The 26638-nt window shown below is 55.1% G+C and carries 14 protein-coding genes; 11 read left to right on the forward strand and 3 right to left on the reverse strand.

Features of this window, described 5'->3' with window-relative positions; all coding sequences use genetic code 11:
* The first annotated feature begins 186 nt into the window (after positions 1-186).
* Both MYS68_RS03275 and MYS68_RS03280 read left to right on the forward strand, forming a co-directional pair.
* Entirely contained in the window at positions 187-1470 is a 1284-nt protein-coding gene (locus tag MYS68_RS03275) for a histidine--tRNA ligase (RefSeq protein ID WP_248924451.1), read from the forward strand.
* Between the two features lie 144 nt (positions 1471-1614).
* Positions 1615-3648 (forward strand): alpha-amylase family protein, encoded by a 2034-nt coding sequence (locus MYS68_RS03280; RefSeq protein ID WP_248924452.1) that lies wholly within the window; start codon positions 1615-1617, stop codon positions 3646-3648.
* Between the two features lie 319 nt (positions 3649-3967).
* Here MYS68_RS03280 and MYS68_RS03285 read toward each other — a convergent pair whose 3' ends face one another.
* Together MYS68_RS03285 and MYS68_RS03290 are read right to left on the reverse strand one after the other, a co-directional pair.
* Entirely contained in the window at positions 3968-4603 is a 636-nt protein-coding gene (locus MYS68_RS03285; RefSeq protein ID WP_248924453.1) for a VC0807 family protein, read from the reverse strand.
* 2 nt (positions 4604-4605) lie between these two features.
* On the reverse strand, positions 4606-5961 hold the full coding sequence (locus tag MYS68_RS03290) for a carotenoid oxygenase family protein (RefSeq protein WP_248924454.1): 1356 nt from the start codon (positions 5959-5961) through the stop codon (positions 4606-4608).
* 223 nt (positions 5962-6184) lie between these two features.
* On the opposite strand from MYS68_RS03290, the gene MYS68_RS03295 reads away from it, so the two are divergent.
* From MYS68_RS03295 to MYS68_RS03310, 4 genes are all read left to right on the forward strand, one after another.
* Positions 6185-7210 (forward strand): LacI family DNA-binding transcriptional regulator, encoded by a 1026-nt coding sequence (locus MYS68_RS03295; protein WP_248924455.1) that lies wholly within the window; start codon positions 6185-6187, stop codon positions 7208-7210.
* 121 nt (positions 7211-7331) lie between these two features.
* The gene (locus MYS68_RS03300; RefSeq protein ID WP_248924456.1) at positions 7332-8618 is read left to right on the forward strand and encodes an ABC transporter substrate-binding protein; all 1287 of its coding nucleotides are present in this window, start codon (positions 7332-7334) and stop codon (positions 8616-8618) included.
* A gap of 22 nt (positions 8619-8640) precedes the next feature.
* Positions 8641-10761, forward strand: coding sequence for a ubiquitin-activating E1 FCCH domain-containing protein (locus MYS68_RS03305; protein WP_248924457.1), 2121 nt, complete (start codon positions 8641-8643; stop codon positions 10759-10761).
* 22 nt (positions 10762-10783) lie between these two features.
* Entirely contained in the window at positions 10784-12850 is a 2067-nt protein-coding gene (locus tag MYS68_RS03310) for a hypothetical protein (protein WP_248924458.1), read from the forward strand.
* Between the two features lie 117 nt (positions 12851-12967).
* On the opposite strand, the gene MYS68_RS03315 is transcribed toward MYS68_RS03310, so the two are convergent.
* Complete coding sequence (locus tag MYS68_RS03315) at positions 12968-14953, reverse strand: FAD-dependent oxidoreductase (protein WP_248924459.1); 1986 nt, start codon at positions 14951-14953, stop codon at positions 12968-12970.
* A gap of 406 nt (positions 14954-15359) precedes the next feature.
* Between MYS68_RS03315 and MYS68_RS03320 the strand changes: the two genes are divergently transcribed.
* From MYS68_RS03320 to MYS68_RS03340, 5 genes are read left to right on the forward strand one after another with little or no spacing between them, the layout of a single operon-like run.
* Positions 15360-17450 carry a GxGYxYP domain-containing protein gene (locus MYS68_RS03320; protein WP_248924460.1) on the forward strand — a complete coding sequence of 697 codons (2091 nt, stop codon included), beginning with the start codon at positions 15360-15362 and terminating at the stop codon, positions 17448-17450.
* 23 nt (positions 17451-17473) lie between these two features.
* Positions 17474-18772 carry an ABC transporter substrate-binding protein gene (locus tag MYS68_RS03325; RefSeq protein WP_248924461.1) on the forward strand — a complete coding sequence of 433 codons (1299 nt, stop codon included), beginning with the start codon at positions 17474-17476 and terminating at the stop codon, positions 18770-18772.
* A gap of 21 nt (positions 18773-18793) precedes the next feature.
* Complete coding sequence (locus MYS68_RS03330; protein ID WP_248924462.1) at positions 18794-22597, forward strand: S-layer homology domain-containing protein; 3804 nt, start codon at positions 18794-18796, stop codon at positions 22595-22597.
* A gap of 5 nt (positions 22598-22602) precedes the next feature.
* Positions 22603-23409 carry an SGNH/GDSL hydrolase family protein gene (locus MYS68_RS03335; protein WP_248924463.1) on the forward strand — a complete coding sequence of 269 codons (807 nt, stop codon included), beginning with the start codon at positions 22603-22605 and terminating at the stop codon, positions 23407-23409.
* A 45-nt stretch (positions 23410-23454) separates the two neighbouring features.
* A complete protein-coding gene (locus MYS68_RS03340; RefSeq protein WP_248924464.1) occupies positions 23455-26616 on the forward strand; it encodes an S-layer homology domain-containing protein in 3162 nt (1053 codons plus the stop codon).
* The last annotated feature ends 22 nt before the right edge of the window (positions 26617-26638 follow it).

The following is a 26638-nucleotide window of genomic DNA, read 5'->3' on the forward strand; positions in this document are numbered from 1 at the left end:
TGCCCGAAATCGCCCCACTTAGCGAACTATAGTTCCGCTATGTTCCCGCTTAAGCTGACAGCATTGCGCTTGGTATACCTGGGGTCCCCCCGTTGAGGGGATTGAGGGGGGGACCCCACGATTTAGAGGGGACCCACGATTTAGGGGATGTGCCCCCTCAATGGGATAAACGAAAGGAGAATTTACATGCAAAATGTCAAAGGAACGTACGACTACCGGGGTGCGGAACAGGCGCTCCGAAGAAAAGTTCAAAGAGATCTTGAGCGGATGTTTGAGCTTTACGATTTCGACTCCATGGAAACTCCGGCGTTAAATGAGAAAGCGCTGCTCGCCTCGAAGTATGCGGGCGGAGACGAGATTTTGCGGGAGATGTACAGCTTGAGCGATCAGGGAAAAAGAGAACTGGCCTTGCGTTATGACTTGACGATTCCGTTTGCGAAGGTGGCGGCGATGAATCCCGGGATGGAGCTGCCGTTCAAACGGTACGAAATCGGCAAAGTATTCCGCGACGGTCCGGTGAAACACGGACGTCTGCGCGAGTTTACCCAGTGCGATGCGGACGTGGTCGGCATTGCGGGACCCGAGGCGGAAGCCGAACTGATACAGCTTGCTTCCGATGCATTCGGCAGGCTGGATATCGACATCGTCATCCGTTGGAACAATCGGCGATTTCTCGGCGAAATTTTATCGAGCATCGGCATACCCGAAAACGAGCTTCTCTCGGTCATGCTGACGCTGGACAAACTGGCCAAGATCGGAATCGCGGGAGTGACAAACGAGCTGCTTGATAAAGGGCTCGGAGCCGCCGCAGGTGAAGCGGTGCTGGAACTGATCGGCCTTGACGAACCGACCTATGAAGCGATCGCGCGAAAATACGGACTCGCGGATAGCGGGGGAGCGGTCGAGGTAGAGGCGCTGCAAGCGATTCTGGACAAAACCGGACTTGCCGGAACATGCGTGTTCGATCCGTTTCTGTCCCGCGGCTTGTCCTTTTACACGGGGACGGTTTATGAAATATTTGACGCCTCAGGCGCTTATCCGTCAAGTCTCGGCAGCGGCGGACGCTACGATGCGATCATCGGCAAGCTCGTCGGCAGGGAGGACGTAAACTACCCGGCGGTCGGCATCTCGTTTGGCATCGAATCGATCATGGAGCTGCTGAAAGCGCGCGGGCTTCCCGAACCGGATGCCGCGGTACTGGTTGTTCCTATCGGAGATGCGCTCTCCGAAGCGCTTGCGGCGACAGCCAAATTGAGACAAGCGGGAATTCGCACGCGGCTTGACGGAAGCCGGCGCAAGTTGAAAAAGCTGCTGGCAAGTGCCGCAGCCAAGGGGACGCGTTTTGTTATACTGATCGGCGAAGCCGAGGCGAGCCGAGGCATGGTGCGGCTGAAGGACATGGCGTATGCAACCGAAGATGAGATGGTCATGGATGCAGCTGTCGCCATCATTGAGAAATGGACTTTATGACGAGGCAATCGTCATGCCGGAGGGCGACATGCGAAGAGCCATACCTTAGTTTTGGGCAACATCATATTAGCATTGTTCATTTCAAAAAGGGGCCAAGGTTGCCATAATCTTTACAGATAGCAAAAAAAGGAGGACCTTGGCTCTATGACGACCGAACTCAGGTTCAGACAAGTGCATCTCGATTTCCACACAAGCCCGGATATTCCGGGGATCGGCTCCGCATTCGATGCGGAACAGTTCGCGGAGACGCTGGAGAAAGCGAGGGTCGATTCGATCACCTGTTTTGCAAGATGCCACCACGGCATGATTTATTACGATTCGAAAGCGCATCCGGAACGCGTTCATCCCCATCTTGCGAATAAAAATCTGCTGAAGGAGCAGATCGAGGCTTGCCATAAACGGAACATCCGCGTTCCGATTTACATTACGGTGCAGTGGGACCATTTTACGGCACAGCAGCATCCGGAGTGGATCGCACTTGACGAGCAGGGGCATCCGAAGGGCACTCCGATTTACGAGGCGGGCTTCTACCGCCACCTTTGCGTGAATACGCCGTACCGCGATTTTTTGAAACAGCATACGAAAGAAATTTTGGACATGTTCGAAGTGGACGGCCTTTTTTACGATATCGTGAAAACCGAGGAGTGCTCCTGCAATTACTGCCGCGCCGGCATGGTGGAAAAGGGGCTTGACCCGCGCAGCGCGTCCGACCGGCTGCTTTACGCGACGGAGATGATGGACGATTTCAAACGCGATATGACTTCGTTTATCAGGGAGTACAACAAGGATTGCACGATTTTTTACAACAAAGGGCATGTCGGCGTTGCCGACAAAGCTGCGGCTGACGCGTTCAGCCATTTCGAGCTGGAGTCGCTGCCGAGCGGCGGCTGGGGATATATGCATTTCCCGCTCGCCATGCGCTACGCGCGCAATCTCGGGCCCGACTGCCTCGGCATGACGGGCAAATTCCACACGTCCTGGGGCGATTTCCACTCGTTCAAAAACCAGGCGGCGCTCGAGTTCGAATGCTTCAACATGCTTTCGCTGAACGCCAAATGCAGCATCGGCGACCAGCTCGACCCGAACGGAAACATCTCCGCTGCGGTGTACGATCTGATCGGCGCGGTGTACAGCCAGGTGGAGAAAAAGGAGCCGTGGTGCCGAGGAGCCAAAGCGATCAGCGATATCGCCGTCATGACGCCGGAGGAGTTCAGCGAGAAGGAGCTGAGAATGCCGCCGGCCGCGATGGGCGCCTGCCGCATGCTGCAGGAAAGCGCCCATCAGTTCGATATCGTCGACAGCGGGAGCGATTTTTCCCGGTACAAGGTGCTGATCCTGCCGGACAACATACCGGTATCCGCGGAGCTTGCGAAAAAGCTGGACCATTACGTATCCGGCGGCGGCGCGGTGATCGCTTCGTTCGAGTCGGGCCTGAATGAGAAGGGCGACAGCGTCGCGTGGGGGCGGCTCGGCGTTAAGCTGAAGGAGCGGCAAACCCGCGATTTGGACGGCAACTTGGTGCGGGGCGTCCATTATGTCAGAGGCGATTACGTCGACTATATTTTGCCGCAGGGCGAGATCGGCCGCGGCTTGCCGGAGACGGAGCATGCGATGTATCTGAAAGGCGTAGAGGTCGAGGCGGCTCCGGGGACCGAACTGCTCGCTCCGGTTGTCAAACCGTATTTTAACCGCGACTACAGGCATTTCTGCTCCCACCGGCAGACGCCGTCTTCGGGGGAAGCCGATTATGCGGGCGTGGTGAAAAACGGCGGCGTCATCTATTTCGCGCATCCGATTTTTACGCAATATCAGAAAAACGCGCCGCGCTGGTGCAAGCAGCTGTTCCTGAACGCGCTTGGGATGCTGCTGCCGCAGCAGGTGCTGAAGCACGACGGGCCGAGCACGATGCTGGCCACGGTTAACGAACAATCCGCCGAAAACCGCTGGGTCGTTCATCTGCTTCACTATATACCCGAGCGCCGCAGCGCCGATATCGACATTATCGAGGATGTCATCCCGCTCTACGACGTCAAGATCAGCGTGAAGGTGCCGCGCGAGGCCAAATCCGTCACCTGCGTCCCGGAAAATCAACCGCTGTCTTTCTCGAATGCGGACGGCCGCATCGAGTTCGTACTGCCGAAGCTGAACGGCCATCAGATGATTGCGGTTCAGTATTAGTGACGATTGCCTGGTTACCAAAAACGAAGGAGCAGCTGCCGCGGCAAACTGCTCCTTCATTACATCAATCGATGTCAATATCGCTTAAAGGCATTACAACCATTTTGAACAGTATCAATGTCAAGACAAACATGAAAAAGACCAGCATCATGTGTATTTTGCTGAACCAACCGGCTTCCATGTAGTGTTTGAAAGAACGATAGAGTACAACGTAGAAGGGCAGAATCGAAGCGGTTAAAGCAAAAAAATAAATCGGCCCGTTATACCAATAGCGCGTCAAATAGGAGTAACCAAACCATATGGAGGCCAGTCATTTCATTTACATGGAATTTTTCAGCTTGAGCAATCGTTGACGGGATGACCTGCGGTAAGCAACGGTCCATATTATGGCAAGCCCGATGATCCCGTACGTCACGACGTTCGAAACGGCCAAAAACGCCGTGGTCGATAAGGTGTACACGAGAATGCACTTAATGCCCGCTTCGAGGACCAGGGCGATTCCCCAGCCGGCAGTCATGACGCGGATCACTTTCCGCATGTACGGAATTTTCCAATTCTCCGCGAAGGCGGATTGTCGTTCTTCGCTATTTCCGACGGCAAACCGCAGGGCAAAGTGATAAATGAGCGGTTTGGGGAACAACAGCGAGCCGAGGAAAATAAGGCCCATAATCCCGGTGACAAACGATTCCCGAAGCAAAATCAACTTCTCATCCCCGCCGAGCAGAACGGCCAGAATACTTAAAATAAACCCTATAGCCATAAATGCGGCAAAGACGTCCAGTTTTTTATGCCTCGACAGATGATACAGCGTATCCGCCAACGGGATCAAGGTGGCGATCGACAGCGCCGCCACTTCCGTCATCCGGCCTTCCAGCAGCTTATACACGAGCAAAGGCAGCCCGCCGTTGATCAATAAGGATAAGACAATGCCTCTCAAAATTTTTTTGCGATCCATGTTTAAATCATCCTTTCATCCGTATAAATTCCATGAAACCCGAAAGGGATATGGTGAGGCACCTCGGCGCGGCCGATTTCCTCGAGGTTTTTCGCATCAAGCACCAGCAAATAAGACTTGCCCTGCAGACCGTCCAGCACCACCGAGAGCAATACGCCCCCATCTTCTTCGATCGCTCCGGGGGTGGGAACAAACACGGGCTCGCCCGGGTAGTTGTCCTCTTCATGCCAAATCCAGGCTTGACCGGTCGCCGTATCGATTTTGATCAATTGGTTGCTGACGTTTTCCGGACGTGCGGAGCTTGTGCTGATCCCGTAGGCGTACCGGTAATCCCGCCCGTTGCACTGTTTGTAATAAATGCTGGGAAGCTCCATCGTTTCGGGAGACAATACCTCGCAACGGGCGTCAGGCTGTCCGGGTGACAAGATGAACCGTTTGAATTTCGGGTGGGATTGCCCTTCCGCTTCCGAGGTCATTTGATCGATATACAAATTGGTAATCGCTGCGGCACTACCGGACATACAAACATCTACAATAATATCGGAGCCTTTTTCAAAAGCGTTAATGACATGGTACCCGAACCCCGCTTCGCCCTGAACGATTCTCTCCACGTTCCCCGTTGCTTTATTCATAACGACGAGCCTTGTGCCGCGTTCCGCTTTCCACGCCAAGCTATCCGCAAACGAATGGCCGCCCGCAAGCATAGCGGCTTGAATAAGCAGTGGGAATTCAACCAGGATGACGTATCGCTGCGTAACGGCAAAGCTGTGCATATACGTGGGCTCATGCGTTTCAACGGATCCGATGAGGCGGCGTTTTGCGGTAACGGGATCCATCGTGTACACATGATATTGATTCGTTTTTCCGAATTGAACGGTAAAATTGATGATTTGCCCCGTATGGATATCCAGGTGCGGATGCGCGGTCGTCATGTGTGCGGGTATCTCGTCGTCAAAGGGAAACAATCCTTTCGTTGAGAGATCCGCCGGATCAAATTCTACCACTCCCGGCGATTCGGTTAAAGCCAAAAAATGATGATCTATCTTCAAAATACTCACATTCGCGTTATTGCCGCCGCGGGCGCCTCCCGTACCGAAGCCGCTGCTGCCGCTGCCGCTCATTACCCGGCGGTACGCTTCGGTGCGAAGAAACCGGTTTGCGTAGGAAACAACCCCAGCTTTGAACGAAAATTTGTGAATCATCGCCAAGCCGTCGAACCAATGACCGCCTTGAAAATGAGCCGGGCCGTTGCGGAATAATGCGCCGGACAACCATGAAGGGATTCGTCCGCGGACAGGTAAAGCTTCAAGATTGACCTCTTGTTCCAATGTGGTTAATCCCATTTGAAATGGTTTCATCTTTTTCAGTTCTCCTTTATTTGTTTTGAAACCGACCAACGGTTTGTTTTAATCTTATTATAAAAACCGACCGACGGTTTGTAAATACATTCAGGAAAATTTTTTGCAACTCCCTTCCTGACGGTACAGCACCGAAAGTAAAAGTGTTCCGAGTCAATTACCTGTTGAAAAGTTAATCTATTTTTAGTTAAAATAAATAAAAAAGGACTGAAGGAGCATACAGATGCCGACCATACAAGATATTGCCAACATCGCCGGGGTATCCAAAGCGACGGTTTCGCTGGCGTTAACGGATCACCCGCGCATTTCGACCGAAACGAAAATAAAAATTCGCAATATTGCCAAGGAAATCGGATATACGAAAGGGTTAATCGCCGGGGCGGAAAAAGCGAGGCAAAACATTTCGATCGGAATCGTGTACATCAGCGACAATCAGGACTTCGAAAAAAGCTTTTTCCGCGACACGCTGATGGGCATCAGCGAAGAAGCGGCGCGCGCGGATCACGACGTGGCGATCATCGGGATCCATTTGGCCAGCAAGGAAAACATGGAGGACCAAATTACAAGCAAGGTCATCAAATCCGGAGTGGGCGGCATTATCGTCATTACGAACAACCCTAAGGTAACCGGATTCGACAAGCTTCTCTCGATGCGATTTCCGATGGTTTTCGTGGGCAACAGAAAGGTTGCGGGGCACGGTAATCCGCTGCATTGCGTATCGTCGGACCATTATAACGGCGGGCGAATGGCAACCGAATACCTGCTCGGTCTCGGCCACCGCAGCATCGCCCTGGCGATCCACCGCGAAGCTCCGCACTGGGAGCTGGAAAGGGTGGACGGATACCACGCTGCGCTGCGCAATGCGGGCTTGGCGGCGGACGAACGGCAGGTGATTCGGATCAAAAGCCCGTTTAAAGCGGAGGACGAGTGCTGGCAGCAGCTTGAGCGATCGGATTGTACGGCGATATTCGCGGTAAATGCGAGAGTGGGCATTACGATGCTGCATGCGCTGCGGCATTTGGGCAAAAAAATTCCAAACGATATCTCTTTGATCGTATTTGACGATTTTCCCTCCTTTTCCATGGAAGATCCCCCGATAACCGTGATTCAGCAGGATAAAAAGTCGCTAGGCACCTTGTCGGCCAAGCTGCTCGTCGACATTCTCGATAATCCGAATCAATCTCCAAGACAAGTCTTGATATCCACACAACTTCAGGAGAGAAGCTCCTGCGCGCCTTTGAACGGTTAACCCCGCGGCCTGGCCCTTATGGGTCCGGCCATTATTTTTTTGTTGATATGATGTGAATCCGAATGTATAATAATTTTAACAAAACAGGTTAACACAAGTTAAAAAACATGGGGGGGATTATATGAAACTGACGGCAGCAGCATCGTGCATCGTTTTACTCGCGGTTATGGCGGCGGGCTGCAGCGGAGGCGGAGGACCGTCTTCGGAGGAGGCCCAGGATCCGGGAAAAAACCTGGCCGAGCCGGTGACGCTAACGTTTTTCACGGAAGGCAATTCTGCGATATTGGCGGAAACGATCGAACAGCTGGTGGCTCAAAAATTTCCCCATATCACCTTAAAAACGATCAAGTCGGGCAAAGGCTCGACGATCGAGGATTTGCTGAACAGCGGAAACACGCCCGATCTTATCTCCTACTCGCTGGGCGGATTGTGGAAAATGAAGGAATACCAGCTGCTCAGCGATTTGTCCGGCCTGATCCAAAAATACGATTTCGACCTGAACCGGTATGCTCCGGGAGTCGTTGAGACCGTCAAGTCCTACAGCGATGACGGAAAAATCATGCTGATTCCGTTTGAGCTCAACAATAACGTATTGTTTTACAATAAAGGGATATTTGATAAATTCGGCGTTCCTTATCCGAAAGACGGGATGACCTGGGAGCAGCTGTATGAAGTTGCGAAAAAAGTAACGCAGATGGACAGCGGAGTCCAGTATAAAGGAATGCAGATCGAAGGCATCAATTTGGTCTATAAAAATCAGATGGGGCAGCGTTTCGTCAATCCCCAAACGCTGCGCGCCGAAGTGACCACGGATTCGTGGAAACGATGGCTGGAGACGATGTCGTCGTTTTACAAAATTTCCGGCGGAGAACCTACCGACAATTACAAAATCAACTTCCTCAAAAACCAAAACCTGGCGATGGCTTCAGGCCCGAATTTTTTAACGGAAATCCCGGATGCAGCGGATAAAGGCTTGAATTGGGACGTCGTATCGCTGCCCCGTTTTGCCGGAATGGAAGACAAGGGCTCGCAGATGAACGCGCCGTATTACGTCATTCCCCCGTCAAGCAAACATAAAGATGCCGCATTCCAGGTTATCCAGTATATGCTTTCCGACGAAGTTCAGAAGTTTATGGCGAGACAAGGACGAATCCCTATCGTCAAGGACGAAGCGATTCGCGGCGAATACGCCAAAGGCTTGAAAGGGATGGAAGGGAAAAACATCGCGGCATTTTTCAAAGATACGATCGGCGCCCCGATTTCTCCTACGAAATATGACGCCATCGCCAAATCGGCGCTGAATTCCGCCTTTAACTCGGTAAGCGCTAACATTGCAGACATCAACACGGCTTTGCGGCAGGCGGAGGAAGACATCAACAAGCAGATTGAGGCCGACCTGAAGAAATGACGAACGGAGGAGACGACGAACGATGAGGAACGACGAAACATCGCAAGCTTCGCCAAGCGCCGGGGCCGAACGCGGGAGAAGCGGGAATATCAGCAGGCGCAAGCTGATTTCCTCCCTGGGCATGGCGGGAGTCGCACTGGTGGGAGGCAGCCTGCTTGGCGGCCCTGCGGAAGGAAGTGCGCAGGAAGGCGTGGTAAGCAGCGTCAGTCAATTGCGGAATACGCCCGGGGAATATGACGGACAGCAGGTCCGGCTTCTCGGATATTACGACGGCATTCCCGGAAAAGGAGGCGGCCTGCTGATCTGGGATGCCGCGGGCACCGACGAAGACAACGGCGGCACGGTGTTTGCCGTGTCCGGAATGGCGGCCGGGCGGTGGAAGCGGGAATATTCGACCCGCCTGTATCTCGAATGGTTCGGGTGCAAGGGCCTCGGCACGGAGGATGACTCCGCCCGCGTGCAGGCCGCGGTCGATGCGCTGCCGAGCGGAGGTACGATCGAAGCGGGCAGCGGCAAAATAAGAATCGAGACGACGATTAAAGTGGAAGGAGTCCCGATCCTGTTTCAGGGCGCCGGCGTTACGGATATCGAAGGACATTCGACCCAGTTTATTGTAGCGACGGGAGACGCCGACGGGTTTTTGTTTTCCGGTGTTCACGGGGGAGGGATCACCGGTTTGCAGGTGCGGGGAGAAGGATTGATCGGCGGCAGCCTGATCGCAACCGAACGCCGCGGCAAGACGGGTAACTACATGCTGAGCTTTTACAACGCGAGATTCAAGAGCGGATACAACGGCATCACGCTCAGGGCGTGCAACACCGTCCGCTTTCAAAACTGCGTTTGGAACGAGTTTAACGGCGAACAGGTCATTCTGCTTAACGGAGTCGGCGATGATTCGCGAGCCGATCCGGTGGAATTTGTGCAATGCGGAATCGCCGCCGGAACGAAAAACACCAATACGGACAATTTGGTGATCGATGGCTTGGGCGGCTCGATCAAATTTATTGCCGTGGCTATCCTGTACGGCAGGCACGGCATTTGGCTGCGGAATACGACCGGACAGAAGGGGACTCCGAAATTTTTATACTTTGAAGGCGGCGGCTTTGAAAACAGCATGGGGGTACCCGTGCTGCTCGAAGCGGGAGCTCAGGTCCAATTTTCCAATGCTTATATCGGGTCCGACGGGGAAGACGACAACGTGAAGATCATGTCTTCCTTTATCGGCAATGCGATATTTACCGGGTGCGTCATCCGGGGCTGCGGCCGGAACGGCATCGATATCGCTTCGTCGCGTGTGACGGTCACCGGATGTTTGATCGGCAACAATGGCAGGACTGCACACAAAGCGTTCGCAAGAACAATATCTCAAATTGCCGGCAACGGCTCCGGCGGCATTCGCGTAACGACAAGTGCGCCGCACGGATGGGAGACGGACGACCGGATCAGCATCCAAGGCGTGAGCGGTGCGGCGGAGGCTAACGGCAGCTGGAAAATTACCGTCGTCAGTCCGAACCGGTTCGATTTGCAGGGCTCCAAATTTGTAAACGGTTACATATCGGGCGGAACGGCGTGGCGCCATGGTGCCGGCATTCATATTCGGAAGACCGCGTCAAGGGTCGTTATTGTCGGCAATGCCATAGGCTCGCTGGCGGAAGGCGTTTCGCGGCAGGATTACGGCATCGTGTGCGAAGCGGCCGACGTGCTCGTTTGCGACAACGATCTGAATGGAAACGCCGCCGGACCGTATCAACTTTTGGGAGATGAGACGAGCCAGACCCGGTTTTTAGGAAATAAAGGCGTGGAGCAGATCGATGGGTGGCTTACCGCAGAAATACCCGGAGACGTGGCGAACGGGCTCTACGATCTGAAAAACCGCTTTCTCTATTTGGACGGGCAGCGGATACGGATTGTGAAAGCGACGTGCAAGCTGTCTTCCGGAACGTGCGATATTCGGCTGGATGCCGACGGAACAAGCGCGGGAGGCTCCGTTTTGCCGGTCACCTCCGCTTTGCAATCGGTAAATATGCCGTCTCCTTTTTCAATTGACGGAATAAGCTCCCCGAAAAAACTGCAGGTTAGAGTGCAGAATGCTTCTTCGGCCAAAGGATTGGAGGTTCAGTTCGCTTATCAGATCGTCAGTTAAATGGAATGGAGGAACGATCGGGATGAACGATGAAAAACAGGTTAATTGGATGAGCAGGCGCAAGCTCATCGCCTCGCTGGGCATGGCGGGTGTCGCTTTGGCCGGCGGCAGCTTGCTCATACCGAAGGAAGCGGGCGCGCAAGCGGGGGTTATTGCCGATGTTGTCACGCTGCGGGCTACACCGGGTTCTTCTAACGGCGAGCTGGTGACACTGCTGGGCTATTACGATACCACCCCGGGTAAAGGCGGCGGCATTTTATACTGGGATGCGGCCAGCACGGCCGCAGACAACGGGGGTACGGTGTTCGCTGTTACGGGAGTTGCTACCGGGCGATGGAGGCGGGAATATTCAACCCGGCTCAAGCTGGAGTGGTTCGGGTGCAAGGGGCTTGGCACGGAGGATGACTCCGATCGTGTGCAAAAGGCGGTGAACGCGCTCCCTTCCGGAGGCGTGATCGAGGCGGGCAGCGGCAAGTTCAAGCTGGCAAGCACGGTTACCGTCACAACCGTGCCTATCGTTTTCGAAGGGGCCGGCGGAACGGATAACGACGGCTTTTCCACGCAATTTGTCGTCGATACGGGCACAAATGACGGGTTTCGGTTTCTCGGGGTCCGGGGCGGAGGTTTCTTTGGCGTGAACGTACGCGGATCGAATTTATCCGGCGGCAACCTGGTATCCGTGGAACGCAACGGCGCGACAGGCAACTATATGATGTCATTTCAAAATTCGCGATTCAAGAACGGCTATAACGGCATTTCACTGAGAGGCTGCAATACGATCCGCTTTCAAAACTGCATTTGGTCGGGTTTTAACGGCCAGCAGGTGATTTTGCTGAACGGAGTGGATGACGATTCCCATGCCGATCCGGTTGAGTTTATCCAGTGCTCTATTTCCTCCGCAAACGATAATACGGATAACGTCGTTTTTGACGGTATGGCCAGGTCGGCCAAATTCGTCGAAACTGCCATCTTGTACGGCAGACACGGCATTTGGCTGAAAAATACGACGGGGCAAACCATCCCCAAGTTTCTGTATTTCGAGGGCGGCGGGTTCGAGAACGGCAAGGGTGTGCCGGTACTGCTGGAGGCCGGATCCCAGGCACAGTTTGCCAACGCCTATATCGGATGCGACGGCGACGAAGATAATGTAAGGATCACGGCCGGCTTCACGGGCAATGCGACGTTTACCGGATGCGTCATCCGGGGTGCCGGCCGAAACGGCATCGATGTCGCCTCTTCGCGTGTGACGGTCACCGGCTGCCTGATCGGCAACAACGGGCATACGGCGCATGCGGATTATGCAAGGACCATTTCCGGCATTGCGAACAACGGTTCGGGCGGCATTCGCGTCACAACGCAATCGCCGCACGGCTGGGTGACGGACGACCGGATCGGCATTCAAGGAGTAAGCGGTACGACGGAGGCGAACGGGAAATGGAAAATTACGGTGATCAATGCGACCCAATTCGATCTTCCGGGAGTCGCATACGCGAATGCTTACCTCTCGGGAGGGACGGCTTGGCGCTACGGCGCCGGCATCCATATAAGACCTGGCGCATCGCGAATCGTTGTGGTCGGCAACACAATTGGATCGCTCGCCGACGGTACCCAGCGGCAGGATTACGGCATTGTCTGCGAAGCGACAGATGTGTTCGTTTGCGATAACGAGCTGAGCGGCAATACGGTCGGGCCATATCAAATACTGGGGACGCAAAACGCGCAAACGCGGTTTATCGGAAACAAGGGCGTCGAGCAAATCGACGGTTGGCTGGCTGCGCAGGTTTCCGGAGCGGTAGCGAACGGGCTGTTCGATCTGAGGAACCTCCTGTACCTGGACGGGACGAAGATCAGAATTGTCAAAGTGACCCGCAAGCTCGCTTCCGGAACGTGCGACGTACGGCTCGACGCCGACGGCGCAAGCGCCGGCGGCACCATGCTCGCCGCCACCTCGGCGCTGCAGACGACCGCTTTGTCTTCTCCTTATATTGTGGACGGCAGCGGCACAGCCAAAAAGCTGCAGGTGAGGGTGCAGAACGCTTCTTCGGCGAGCGGGCTCGAGGTGCAGTTTGCATATCAAGTGGTCGGCTGAGGAAAAACGGCTCTAAAGAAACCGCCAGACCCGAACAAGGGCCTGACGGTTTCTTTTGTTGATTAGGAAATTATGCATGGCTAATTTTTTTGCGGATAACAGGGGGGATTTTAAAAATCATGCCCGCAGCAAGGCGGCGGGAGATCTGCCTGCGGCATCTCTTTCGCCAATGCCCGCACGGTTATTCCTTGCCTCGCGCAGCAGCTTGTATAACGCGACCAGCACTTGTCCGCGGGTAGCGTGTTCGCTTTCCTGCGAAAACGGCGAATCGACGCGGACACCCAGCGCTTTGGCGGCGACGCCGAACCACCGCAGAGCCATTGCCGAGGTGAGATAAGGCTTTTCCCTCCAATGATCGCGAGGTGCCGGTTCGTCGGTTTTCGGAGAACGCGGGCCCATGTCGACGCCGGCGGGGAGGATGCGATCCGAAGCCGGCAGGCTGGGCAGCGGTCTGCCTCCGTCGAATGTTCTGCACCAGGAGATCCATTGGGCCGTTTCCGCCAGCGTCGCCGTATCCTGCAGACGGGCTTCGTAGCTTGTCAGAAAGCTTTTGGCTCCGAAATACTGCGCGGCTTTGCTTTCGTCGGTGCCGAGCGGCACGTCGGTGAAATGCGTGATGACGGCATTTTCCGCGAGCAGCTCGTCATGCAGCGCATCGATCGGGATACCGCGCACGCTGCGCTGCGCGGAGATGCTGATATCGGCCGCCACGCCGGCGGCGAAACCGATCTGCATCCAGCATGGCTCCATCCGGATCGTCCCGAGCCCCATATGCGTGGCCGATACGGCGACGGGCACGAGCAGGCGGTCTATTTTTTTCGGCACGATGCAGCCGTAAGGGATTTGGTAAATTTCCGTTAAGAACCCGATCGCCATAAAACCTTCGAGACTCATATGCTGTCCGATCGAATCGCGCTTGCGGGTGGCGTGCGAATCGATGCCGTAATCCCCGGACGCTATGCTGTCGTAATGGATGGGCGAGCGATCCAAGCCCGGCGCAAGGCGGGCGTCGTTTTCCGTAAACACGTACTCGCCGTGGATGCGGCGTGCTTCCCGGACATAAATTTGCGGAGGAAAATGGTCCGTATCTTCGAATTCATCGGCGGCGTATCCCCACTGCCGGGCATCCTCGCGAAATTCGGCGGGAAGCTCCTCGTCGTTTTGCAAAAACCAAAGCAGCCCCTGGATATACTCCCGGTGTCGCCGGATGATTTGTTCCCGGACCTCCCGGCTTCCTTCCGGATAGTCCAGATTTTCCTCAGGCAAATCCGTCGACAGCATCGAGTAATGGTGGTTGTTCGTATCCGACTTGCCGTTCGGGATTTGCACGATATTGATAGCTCCGTTGATGGCGGTAATCCTTCCGGCTCTTACATCTTCTATAAGGCTGGCATACTCGTCGCGGTTGTAGCGCTCCGGTTTTTGGAACGGAACCCGGTTGTCGGGGTTTTTCGTCAGGCAGAGACGGAAGTTGTACGCCTGGAGACGATGGTCTCCTTCTCCGGTGCTGCCCGGCAGGATGTCCTTCGTACGGAACACCTGGTACAGCTTGCCCGCATACTCCTCGTTCCATTCGTCGCGGGATTCGCGGCCGAGCGAATAAGGAACCCCGGCTTTCGCGGCGAGGTCGCCCTCATACGTGGCGTCGATAAATACCTCCGCAGCGAAGGTGATTTCCTCTCCGCCCTGAACCGGCCGGAAGGTCGCCGAGCGGAGCTCGCTTCCCGAGACGTCGGCGGAAACAAGCTCATGGGAGAAAATCAGCTTCAAATGGGCGGATTCCTTGTTCACCATTTCCCAAAAAATTTTTTTCGCAACATGGGGTTCGAACCGCAGGCCGCCACGGCAGTGCAGCACCTGCTCGGACTCCGCTCCGTAGGCGGCGACGTAATAATCCAGAACGTTTCCGGCGAATTCGCGGAAAACACAGCCCGCCGCATCGAGCGAGTGGATATCGGTCACGCCGAGCCCGCTCGTCATCAATCCTCCGAGATACGGCGTCGGTTCGATGAGCACGGTGTTTCTTCCGCGTCTTGCGGAAGCGACGGCAGCCCCGAAACCGCCCGGGGTGGCGCCGTAGACGACAACGTCTGCATGATTCATTGGCATAAAAACTCCCTTCGGCAATAGGATATAATCAGTGCGCAAACTTGTTAACTCATATGTTAACTTGTTTGTTGAGCATAGTATACACCCGATGAACTAGCATTTCCAGCGTTAATTTGTTGATGTGGCCATATTTTTTTGCAATAAAAAATGAAATTTGTTTAAATTTATTGTTGAATATAATAACTTTCAGGAATATAATGATTATCGAAAAGGTTAAATTTATAGTTAACAAAAATTTAAAATGTACGTCGGGTGGTGAGAGTTTATGTATAAAGACGGCTGAAACGACTGCATATAACCGGTAAAATGCAAATCCCTTCCGGTTAACGAGATTCGATACGTCTTTTTCATCCAAATGTAAGCGCTGTCTATTATCTTAAGCCGACACGGGGGTACAGAGATGAAGTTAAATGTGAGGACCAAGGCGAAGTGGATGACGGTTTTGCTGCTCATTGCCGCGACCTTCGGATTTGGCGGAACGGCGGGGATGGAGCAGGGAAACGGGACGTTTTATCCGAAATCCCCCGGCACTCCGGACCATGTTTATGCGATAAGGACGAAGAACATGTCGCTGACGGAAGCCGCGATGATTTCCACGCTGCAGGGGCTGTTGGCCAAGGAAAAGCCGGAAATATACATGAAGTCGAAAGAAATCGACGAGTATTGGCAGAAGGAATTGACCGAACAGTACAATGTCAAGTTTGAAGAGGCGAAAGACGCGTGGGAGCTGATCGACCGGTATAAGGACAGAATCAACGGATATATTTTGTACGATTTCGAACCTGTCGGCAAAAACGATAAGCGCTCGGGCCAGCTTACGAATACGGCGATCCATGTGGCGACCAGCCTCGCCGGGCTGCTGAATGCGGTCATTGTGGATACGCAGCTGGAGCAAACGGCCATCGACCACGGCTTGACCAAGGTGCTTGACGTCAGCGGGAAAGACGAGAGCTGGCTTCTGGAAAGCGAATATTTCCCGAAGCTTAACAAGAAGCTGGCTTTCGAGGTCGAGAACCTCGAATCGTACGCGTATAAAATGAGGGATTACGCCGTCATGACGAACGGCATGATGTTTTTCACGGACGATGGCGGCTTGAGAAAGCGGATCGTCGATTCGCTGGAGCCGAATTCGCCGCTTTTCGGCTGGGGCCGCGGGGGGACCGGGGAAGCTAACTTTGCGATGCCGACGACGCAATCGGGCAAGTTTATGATTCCATCCAACCTGAATATGTCTTTTTTCAGCGGTTTTCGCATCGACAAACTTCAGCAGCAAACGCATCGACCGGCACCGGAAGCGGATCCGGCAAAACATTATGTGACGATTATGATGAGCGACGGCGGCAATCTCGGATATACGATGGGCGGACTGGCCAGCCAGGGCAGGCTATTTGACAGCCCGGGCAGAGGAAGCGTGGATCTGGGATGGGGATTGCACCCCGCGATGATCGATATAGCGCCGACGAGCACAAAGAGCTTGTATGACCGGGCTTCGAACGGAGAGCATAAGGACCAGTTTATTCTGTCCCAGCCGGGCGGGTACATATATCCCGGAAAGTACCCGAAGGAACATCTCGATGAACTGCTTCAAAAGGTCGACGGATACATGGACAGGATGGATCTCGGCATCATGAGCATCATCGATTTCGGCCAGGAAAACAACAAGGAGCTGTGGGATCATTTTACGAAAATGGAGCATTTGAAGGCGGTGTTTTTCCTCGATTATTTGGGCTACAGCACGCCCGGCGGGAAAATATTATGGTCGAACGGCAAGCCGGTCATCCCGTCGAAGGAGATGTTCAAGGAAGGCCTTGCCCTGGATGAGGACGTTCTCGCCCGCATCAACGCGTCGCCCGCCGATCCGGCCAGCCCGGACGGATATACGCTGATCGTCGCCCACAACTGGACCAAATCGGTCGACCAGGTGAAGGAATTCGTCGGCAAGCTGGACGCTCACGTGCAGGTGGTGCCTCCGGAGACATTCGTGGACCTTATCGTGAAAAATGTAAAACGGGAAGTATATGTGCCGGAGGATACTTCGGGCGATTTATTCCGGTTTACGTTCGAGAACGATATGGAAGGCTGGGCAGCCGGAGCGAGAGGGACGAAAAGCGGCTCGGCCAAATGGGTGTTCAACGGACATCCCGGAGGCGGGATATTCATCAACGGACCGGGGAAGGACGAAAGCAAGCCGAACGCCTGGATGTCCCGCGCCTTCGAGCTTCCGAGCGATGCGAAGACGCTGGAGTTCGAGGACAGGACGCGAAGCGAGAATCATGGGGGCAAGCTGCGGGTTCGGGTGAAAGATGCGGCGGGGACGATGCACGTGCTGCGCGACTGGTCGCTCGACAGAGGCAACGCATACGTGAAAAGATCGGTCGACATATCCCGCTTTGCCGGTCAGCGGGTGGAAGTTTATTTCGAGCAGGTCGCCAGCGACAAGGGGGATAGCGAGCAAATTTATCTCGACAACATTGTGATTAAGAAAGGCTAAAGACGAATGAAGGGAGTAAGGCTGTGAGCCCTTTGCGTAAACGATATTTCGCGCTTCTTGCGGCGTGCGTCTTCTCGCTCGCCGCCTGCTCGGGCCAGGAGCCCGGAAACGGAGAAAACGCGGCCCCGCCATCCGGCGGGAAGGCCGAGCCGGTCACGATCGTTTATTTCAATGAAGTCGGCGGAACCGGCATCGTGGAATCGGTGCAGAAGCAGGTAAAGGAAAAATTTCCTCAGATTCAATTGAAGATCATTCAAAGCGGGAAAGGGAGCAGCATCGAGGACATCGTGAACAGCGGAGAATCCGTCGATCTGATTTCCGGCTCACTGGGGCTGCTCTGGAAGCTGAAGGATTTGCGGCTTGTGTCCGATCTGACGCCGCTTATGCAAGCCCACAAGTTCGATGCGGGCCGGTTCGTCCCGGGCGTTGCGGAATCGGTCAAATCGTACTCCGACAACGGAAACGAGTTTCTCGTCATGCCTTTTTTCCTGAACAATACCGCATTATTTTACAACAAGAACATTTTCGACAAGTTTGGCGTGCCCTACCCGAGAGACGGGATGACATGGGAAGCGCTTCGCGACGTCGCGAAACAAGTGACCCGGGTGGAAGACGGCGTGCAGTACAAAGGGTTTCAGATGAACAGCCTGAACATCGTGTACAAAAACCAGCTGGGGCTTCCGTTTGTCGATCCGCGAACGCTCAAGGCTGCGGTGAATTCCGACGGATGGAAACGATGGCTCGAGGTGATGTCCGGCTTGTACCAAATCGACGGGAACGCTCCGACGGGAATCGAGACGGACAATTTTTTGAAAACGCAAACACTGGCGATGCGCACCGGTCCTAATATCCTTGACCAAATCCCGGCAGCCGCCGCGAAGGGGTTGAACTGGGATGTCGTGACACTGCCGACGTTTGCCGGAGCGGAAGGGATCGGTTCGCAGTTGAATGCCCCTTATTTCGCCATTCCTCCGGCCGGCAAGCATAGGGATGAGGTTTTTCAAATCGTCGCTGCCATGCTGTCCGAAGATGCGCAAATCCTGCTGTCCAGACAAGGCCGGGTGCCGGTCGTGAGCAGCGACGCTGCGGTCAAGGCTTATGCGCTTGATTTGCCGGGAATGGAAGGGAAGCATTTGCAGGCTTTTTTTAAGGAAAAGATCGCCGGACCGGTCGCGCCGACAAAGTACGATGCCATCGCCAAATCGGAGCTGAACAACAAGGCGTTCGTCGACGTTTTTCAGGGAGGTAAGGACGCCAATACGGCTTTAAGGGAAGCGGAGCTCAGCATCGACAAGCAGATCGAGGCGTTAGCGAAGCAATAGTGTTATGGGGAGGCCGGCAAAATGTCGTTATGGGATCTTCGAAGTAAAATTAGCATGGCGTTAGCTGCGGTATGGATCGTCGGGGGTGTATGGCCGCCGTTCGCTCCTCTTGCTTCGGCCGAAGCGGTGTTGGTTTCGAAGGATATCGCCGTGGCGAAATCCAACCCGTATCCGCAGGCGATCTGGCTCAGTCCGTCGGACGACGCGGTGATCGAGTCGACCACGGCCAATAAAGGCCACAATGGCGATGTCGTTCACGCGATCGGCAGCACTCCGGGAATATTCACGCTGAAGAACGGTTCGTCGGAAAAAAGAATCGGTTTTTACAAGTTTAAAATTCCGGATGTGGCGGGTGTGCAAAGTATTTTTTTCAAGATTACGGGAAACAGCAGCACGGAAGGATTGAAGTTATCGCTGTACGGCGGTGTGGCGAAAACCGGAGATTGGAGCGAAACGGCGCCTTTTCTGATGGACGAGGCTCTTAATTCCAGCGGCAACAACTATTATATCGACGGAGCCAAAAAGCAGCCGAATGCCAATCAGATCCGAATTACCGACTTTGCGATGAGCAAAACGACTTACGATTATTATGTTGACGTGACGGAATTTGTGAAGGGCCGCTCCATTGCGGGAGATCGCCAGGTTACTTTTATCCTGAACGACGATGTTGCCGGAACGTCGAGCGCCAATTTTTACAACAAGGATTACGTCGATGGCTCAAGCGCTCCGAGGTTCAACACCGCCGGGGATACGTGGGCGCCGCAGTTGATTTTGAAGGCGGACGATGTTTCGGGCATGCCGCTCGGGTTAAAAGCGACTCCCGACGACGGCAAAGTCGTCTTGACGTGGAACCGCTCCGGCAGCCAGGGGGTAACGGACGAGCAGCAGGTCGCGTACACGGTGTTCCGAAGCGCAAGCCCGCAGGGGCCCTATGAGAAAGTAGCCGGCGCAGAAAACTTGACGGACAATTCCTATACGGACTCGGGGCTTACGAACAACCAAACCTATTATTACGTGGTTACGGGTTACAAAGCGGCAAGCAAAACGGCGCCGGTTTCCGCCCAAATTCCGAATCCCGTCGCCTATACGTCCTCGGCCCCTTATACATCCAATGAGGTCGGCGCGACGCCGAAGGTGATCGAAACTCCACCCGGCAATTTGCAGGCCGAACCTGGAAACGGGCAGGTCAAATTGACTTGGTCGGCAGCGGGCAATGCGGCTTCGATTGTTGTCAAGGTCGGCTCAAGCCCGGGAGGGCCGTACATCCAGGCGGCCGTATTGCCCGGCACCGCAACGCAATACGTGCACACCGGGCTCGTGAACCGCACTGCTTATTATTATATCGTGACTGCCTTGAGCGGCTCGGGCCAGGAAATCGGCAGCACGGCGGAAGCCGCTGCGACCCCGGATACGGTGGCTGCGCCGGTATTGACGGGAACGGCCGGAATTCGCAAGGCGGTGTTATCCTGGAATGCGGTTCAGGATGCCACCCAATATATACTGAAGCGAAGCGACGACAAAGGAGCGTCCTACCAAACCGTTGCGACGGTTGCGGAGACCGGGTATACCGACAATACCGTCGTCGCCGGAAAGAAATACGTCTACAAGGTCATCGCCTCCGACGGGGCGAGCGACAGCCTGGATTCCAACAGCGTGGAGGTTGTTCCGCAGGATTTGAAAGCGCCCGAATTGACCGTACGGTCCATGAATGCGTCGGCGGTGCTTACCTGGAGCTCGGTAACGGGAGCGACGTATTACCGCGTGAATCGAAGCGACGGCGGAGAAACGGCGTTTCGCAGCGTGGCGACGGTTACTTCCACCACATATACCGATATCGGTCTGACCAACGGGATGAAATATTATTACAAGGTCCATGCAATGAGCGGAGCGGACAGCAGTGCGGATTCGAATATCGCAGAGGTCGTACCGCAGAGGCTGCCGGTCCCGGCGGGCCTTTCGGCAAGTCCGCTCAGCTCGTCGGCAAAGCTGACGTGGAGTACGGTGACGGGGGCCACCTATTATAACGTGAAGCGAAAGGACGCGCAGGGCGCATCTTACAAGACGGTAGCCAAAGTAACTCCGGATGGTGCGGGACTCGCGACGACGGGCTACACGGATGCCAATTTGACGAACGGAAAAACGTATTATTACGTCGTTTCCGCCGTCAATTCGGATGAGGAAAGCGCCGATTCGGGCGAAGCGAGCGTTACTCCGGTGGCCGTTCCGGCCGCGCCGGCAAACTTGTATGCATCTGCGGGAACATCGGCGGCACAGGCAACGTTGACGTGGTCCGCATCGGACGGGGCCTCTTACTACAATGTGAAAAGAAGCGCGGCCAGCGGAGCGGGCTACGCGACGATCGCCCAAGTGGCCGGTACGTCTTATCTGGATGCCGCCATTCAGTACGATACGACATATTATTATGTCGTCTCCGCCGGGAACGGCAGCGGGGAAAGCGGCAATTCCAACCAGGCGAGCGTCCTTGTGCTGCCTCCGCGGCCTAAGCCGGCGGGAGGCGGAGGGTATTCCGGCGGCGCAATCGTATCGCCGCAAAGCGATGTGAAGAAAAGCGTCGTCAAGCTGGAAGCGGACCCGGTGATGGAACGCATTGGCGAAAGGGATTATGCCAAAGTATCCATCGACTCGTCCACGCTCGGCAATGCACTGGATGCGCTTAAACATGCGGATGGCGGCAAACCGCTAATAAGTTTGGATGTGATTAAAAAAGATGCCGGCGTGATCGTCACGCTGCCGGCCGATGCGCTTGCCGGCGGGATCGGCAAGGCGCCGAACGCCGTATTTTCGCTGAAAACGGCGGATGCGGCGTACGAACTTCCGCTCAAGCTCATCGACGCGGAAGCGCTGGCCAAAGCTCTCGGTGCCGCTGCGGCCGACATGAAGATCACCATCACGATTGCCAAAACGGCCGGTTCTCTTGCGGAGGATATCGCCAAAAACGTCAAAAAGGCGGGCGCCAAGCTGCTCGGCGAAGCTGTGGAGTTCGACATTGCGGCGGTTGCAGGCGAAAAGCGTATATCCGTGAATAGCTTCGGAACCACGTATGTGTCGAGAACGCTTTATTTGAGCGGTGCAGTCGACGAAAGCAAGGCGACCGCGATCGTTTACGACCCGAACAGCGGGGAAATGGCTTTCGTACCCGCTTCCTTTAAAACGTCGAAAAGCAAAAGCGAGGTCACGATAAAACGCACGGGCAACAGCATTTACGGCGTTGTCGCGTACAGCAAAACGTTCGACGATACGGCGAAGCATTGGGCGAAAGACGATATTCATCTGCTTGCTTCCAAGCTTCTCGTCAAAGGAACGAGCGAGAAAAGCTTCTCTCCCGACAAGCCGATTACGCGCGTCGAGTTTGCGGTCATGCTGGTGCGTTCGCTGGGTTTGGCGGATGAGACGGCAGGCAACTTCTCCGATGTCTCCGAAGGCGACTGGTTTGCCGGAGCGATCGGGGCAGCGGTCAAATCGGGCCTCGTCACGGGCCTCGGCAGCGGAAAGTTCGGCCCGGGCGAAAATATTACGCGCGAACAAATGGCCGCCATGATCTCCAGGGCGCTGCGCATCGCCGGAAAACAAAGCCATGCGGCGGAGAAGCAGGAGCAGCTGCTGGCAAAGTTCGACGACAGCCAATCGATCCAGTCGTGGGCGCGGGATTCGGTGGCCGAGGCCGTGGAAGCGGGCATAATTACCGGTCAAACGGCCAAAACGATCGTGCCTGCGGCGAATGCGACACGCGCCGAGGCTACCTTGATGGTAAAGCGACTGTTACAGGTTGTGGAATTTATTAAAATACCGGAGCCGAAAGGATGATCGTCATGAAATTTTTGCTTAAAGCATGGTGCATATTGAGCCTGGCCTTCCTGATGATGATGGGCGGAGGCGTTTCGGCGGAACAAGCGGCGAACGAAAACGGCGTTTCCGCGGAAACGCCCGCGGAGATTGCGGCAGAAGGGAGCAATCCGGTCATGAAGCGGATCGAAAACGCCAAAGTCGTCGCTTTCGGCGACAGCATCACGCGCCTCGGTTCTTTCAAGGAGAGTGAGAAGGAGAAGACGCCTTCTCCCAAAAAGACCTATTGGCTCGACACGCTGGCGAAAAAGTACAGCTGGAACCTCGTCAATTCCGGCGTCAACGGCAGCACGACGACCCATGGGCTCAAGAGGCTGCAAAAAGACGTACTGGACCACAAACCCGATATTGTGCTGATCGGCTTCGGCATGAACGACCATGTGATGAGAAAAAAGAATGAGCCCGCCGTCAAACTGGAACAGTTTGAAACAAATTTGACGACGATGGTGGAGAAAATAAGGGCGATCGGAGCGGAGCCTATCTTCATCACCACCAACTATATCGACGAAGAGAAGTATTATAAAAGGCACGATCCGGCGTTTTACGAGGATGTGGAAGGCGCGCAGGCTTGGCTCGACCAATATATCGGCGTCATGCGCAAGCTCGGCGAAGAGCTGAAGGTCGGCGTCGCCGACGTCAGGGCGGAATGCGACAACTTTGACCTGAGCAAATTTACGACGGACGGGGTTCACCCGAACAACGCCGGTCAATCCGTTTATATCAAGGCGGTCGGCGATTTCCTGGAAACGCTGCGAAGCGGCGAACCGCAGTAAAGCCGGAAAAGCGGCGCGGAGGGGATGACAAGAGGAGGGCAATGAATGAAAAAAATGATCGTCGTATGGATGTTGGCCGCCCTCGTTTCCTTGCTGCTGGCCGCCACCGCCCTGGCGAAGGAGACGGATAAGCCGGACCTGGAGGAGCAGTTCGCCGTACTGAAGCAGAAAGGCATCTTCGAAGGGTACGCGGACGGTACGAGCGGCCTTGACCGGGAAATGACCCGGGCGGAGTTCGCCGCCGTGCTCGTCCGGCTGCTGAAGCTGGAAACAAAGAACGGGGAAGCTTCATACGCCGACACACGCAATCATTGGGCGCACGAGCTCGGTTACATCGAAGCTGTCACTGCGGCGAAGCTGATGGAAGGTATAGACCCGGATTCGTTCGATCCGGACGGCAAGGTGACGCTGGAGCAGCTTGCCGTCATCATGGCGCGGGCGCTTCGGTTGCCGGAATCGAAGATCGCCGTACCCGGCAAGGTGTCCTCCTGGGCCAAAAGCTATACGGCCGCCGCCATCAAGGCGGGCCTGGTCGGCGCCTTCCCGGACTACCGGGTGCCGGCGAAGCGGGCGGAGCTAGTTGCCGCGTCCTATACGGTGGACGGCAAACTCGCTGCCGAGCCCGACAGCGGCAGCTTCACGATCGCGCAGTTTAAGGCGACCGGCGCCAGAACGCTGACCGTGCAGTTGAACAAGCCGGCGGACACGGAGTTGGCTGAGCTTTTGATCGAGCGGAGCGGGGCCGAGGTGAAAGGAACCGTGAAATGGTCCAAAGACCGCAAGACGGCGACCGTCACCTTCGATTCCGCATTGCCCGAAGGCAAGATCTCCGTATCGCTGGAATATCTTGGACTGGGCATCACGGACAAGATCACCGCGGAAACGACGGTAGAGAAGGAGAAGCTGGCCAGCCTGGAGTTTACGACGGAATCCGACATGGTTGCGCAGGCGAACGGGGTCGAGGTCGAATTTAAGGCGGCGAATCAGTATGGCGAGCCGATGCCGATGCCGGCAAGCTATTTTACGATCAAAGCGGACAACGTCAATTATCGGCCCGCTTCCGGCAAACAGGCGGTCAAGCTGGATTTGCGGGAAGTGCCGAAATATACCAGGTTCTCGGTATGGATTATCGATGAAGCGAGCAATATGAGCATCAACAAAACGTTTACGGTCGGCGATATCCCTTACGTTTATAAACTGGAGCCCGGCAAGCTTATATTCAGCGGGAAAGACAAGCAACTGCAAAGCGGCAAAACGGCTTATTTGCAGGTGAACGCATTCGATCAGTACGGGATGCGGGTGACGGAAATCGGGGAAACGATGGATTACGGCCTGAATACCGGCTACGGCATTCATGCTGCGTCGTCCGATTCCTCGGCGGTCTTGCTGGACAAAAATCCTTGGTTCGATTATGACGACGATGGCGTGCCCGAGCTTAAAATGACGGCCGATTCCTCCGTAAGCGGCACGAAGGAAGTGGAGCTCAAGTTGTTTGCGCTTGTCTCCGGACAGACCGCAGCGGTCAAAGTTCCGGTTGCCGGAACGGATGTGCCCGATTCCGTCGAATTCGATGCGTTTAACGATGCGATCGCCGCCGGAGATACCGATGTCGCGATTCCGATCATCGTGAAGGATGCCCAAGGGAACAAGCTGACGACGGATCAAATCGCCCGGTATGCGGACGAACACAACGGCTTTCACGTGCGCGAAACGCTCGGCAACCTGGGCAAAGTCGATATCGCCGTCTTGGGCAAATACCGCGGCATGCTGCTCATTTCCGGTCCGGTTACCGGCAAAGCGAGCGGAACTATCGAAATCACCGTTCGGGAAACCGGGAAGTCCGCCAAGCTGAACATCACTACGGAACGCGAAGAGCGGTATCCCGCCACCATCGATGTCAGCGGCGATATTGCTCCCAAGTTTTTGAACGGGGCGCAAGGCACCATCAAATTCCTTATCAAAGACCAGTACGGGGCGCTCGTCAAAAGGGACGACCGATACATTTCCGTCCTCGCGCAGCGCGACGATCCGGGCAAAGTGAGAGCGGACGCGGGCTATAAGCTGTTTGCCGTTTTGGAAAACATCGGGGACGTATCGGGCAACGGGGCGCTGTATCCGATCAGCGGAGGCGTTAACGGCGGGCTCAAAGACCCGTTCAATACGGTGAAAGCGGCGAATCCGACACCTCCGGGGACGAGGGAGAAAATCACGGTCGACCAAAACTACACCGACACATCCAAAAACAACATTCAAGGCATCAATTTTGAAAACGTGAACGACTACGAGCTGAAATTTGAGGCCGACGGCGCGAAGACGGGGACTTACAGGCTGCTCCTGCAAATCGCCAAAGTGACGACCGGTGCCGGCGGAGCTATCGAAGCGCGCATCGTCGGCGAGACGAGCCGGGTCGTCAAGGTGATAGACGGCGACGAATCGATCGATTACAAGGTGAAAATACGCTATTCGAAAAACAACACGATGTTCGGTGTCGTCAGCGCGTACAAGTATGGCGATATCAAAGACAGCTCGGTTACGCCGACGCCGGAAGGCATTTTGGCCGACCGGCGCCTGATCGCCCACGATATATGGATCACGGGCAAAGACGCGGGCGGCGAAGAAGTCGAAGTACCCCAGTCGATGATCAACGCGCTTCCCGGAAGGTTCATCAGCTCCAATACCACGGTCGTATCCGCCGTGTATTACAACATCGGGACAGCCGCCAAACCGAACTACAAATATTACCTGGTCGGCAATAACGAGGGCAAGACGACCGTGACCTTATATTTTGAAACGCCCAAGGGGATGAAATCGGTGCAGATGCCCGTTACCGTCAAACCGGAAATTCCGCAGGCGGATCTCATGAAAGCGGACAGAACGCGCGCCGAGATCGGCTACAAGGAACTGAACGGCTTAACGGCGTGGGACGGTAAGCTGATGCAAAAAATATTGTTCCGCGACCATTACGGCTCGGAATACACGCAGGGCACCGCCGGCGATATTTTGAAATACAACGCAGTGCTGCAAGTCGGCTTTTACATCCGCAACGTGCAGTATAAGGGCAAGTCGACGGGACAGGATACGGTGAGCGTGGATCCGCAGACCGGCGTGATTACCTATACGGGTACAAATGGCGATATTGCCGCATTCACGCTTTCGGCCATGGCGCCTAACGGTAAATCCGCGGAGATCGTGGTCAGCTTGAAATAAGGCGGCTGGGCTTCGGCACTAA

It is taken from the genome of Paenibacillus hamazuiensis, assembly GCF_023276405.1.
In the GTDB taxonomy this organism is placed as follows: Bacteria; Bacillota; Bacilli; order Paenibacillales; family NBRC-103111; genus Paenibacillus_AF; species Paenibacillus_AF hamazuiensis.

Excerpts from the sequence above, each read along its gene's own strand:
- MYS68_RS03295 (WP_248924455.1), top strand. The coding sequence starts at position 6,185 with ATGCCGACCATACAAGATATTGCCAACATCGCCGGGGTATCCAAAGCG.
- MYS68_RS03315 (WP_248924459.1), bottom strand. The coding sequence starts at position 14,953 with ATGAATCATGCAGACGTTGTCGTCTACGGCGCCACCCCGGGCGGTTTC.
- MYS68_RS03290 (WP_248924454.1), bottom strand. The coding sequence starts at position 5,961 with ATGAAACCATTTCAAATGGGATTAACCACATTGGAACAAGAGGTCAAT.
- MYS68_RS03310 (WP_248924458.1), top strand. The coding sequence starts at position 10,784 with ATGAACGATGAAAAACAGGTTAATTGGATGAGCAGGCGCAAGCTCATC.
- MYS68_RS03305 (WP_248924457.1), top strand. The coding sequence starts at position 8,641 with ATGAGGAACGACGAAACATCGCAAGCTTCGCCAAGCGCCGGGGCCGAA.
- MYS68_RS03285 (WP_248924453.1), bottom strand. The coding sequence starts at position 4,603 with ATGGATCGCAAAAAAATTTTGAGAGGCATTGTCTTATCCTTATTGATC.
- MYS68_RS03280 (WP_248924452.1), top strand. The coding sequence starts at position 1,615 with ATGACGACCGAACTCAGGTTCAGACAAGTGCATCTCGATTTCCACACA.
- MYS68_RS03320 (WP_248924460.1), top strand. The coding sequence starts at position 15,360 with ATGAAGTTAAATGTGAGGACCAAGGCGAAGTGGATGACGGTTTTGCTG.
- MYS68_RS03330 (WP_248924462.1), top strand. The coding sequence starts at position 18,794 with ATGTCGTTATGGGATCTTCGAAGTAAAATTAGCATGGCGTTAGCTGCG.
- MYS68_RS03335 (WP_248924463.1), top strand. The coding sequence starts at position 22,603 with ATGAAATTTTTGCTTAAAGCATGGTGCATATTGAGCCTGGCCTTCCTG.
- MYS68_RS03275 (WP_248924451.1), top strand. The coding sequence starts at position 187 with ATGCAAAATGTCAAAGGAACGTACGACTACCGGGGTGCGGAACAGGCG.
- MYS68_RS03300 (WP_248924456.1), top strand. The coding sequence starts at position 7,332 with ATGAAACTGACGGCAGCAGCATCGTGCATCGTTTTACTCGCGGTTATG.
- MYS68_RS03340 (WP_248924464.1), top strand. The coding sequence starts at position 23,455 with ATGAAAAAAATGATCGTCGTATGGATGTTGGCCGCCCTCGTTTCCTTG.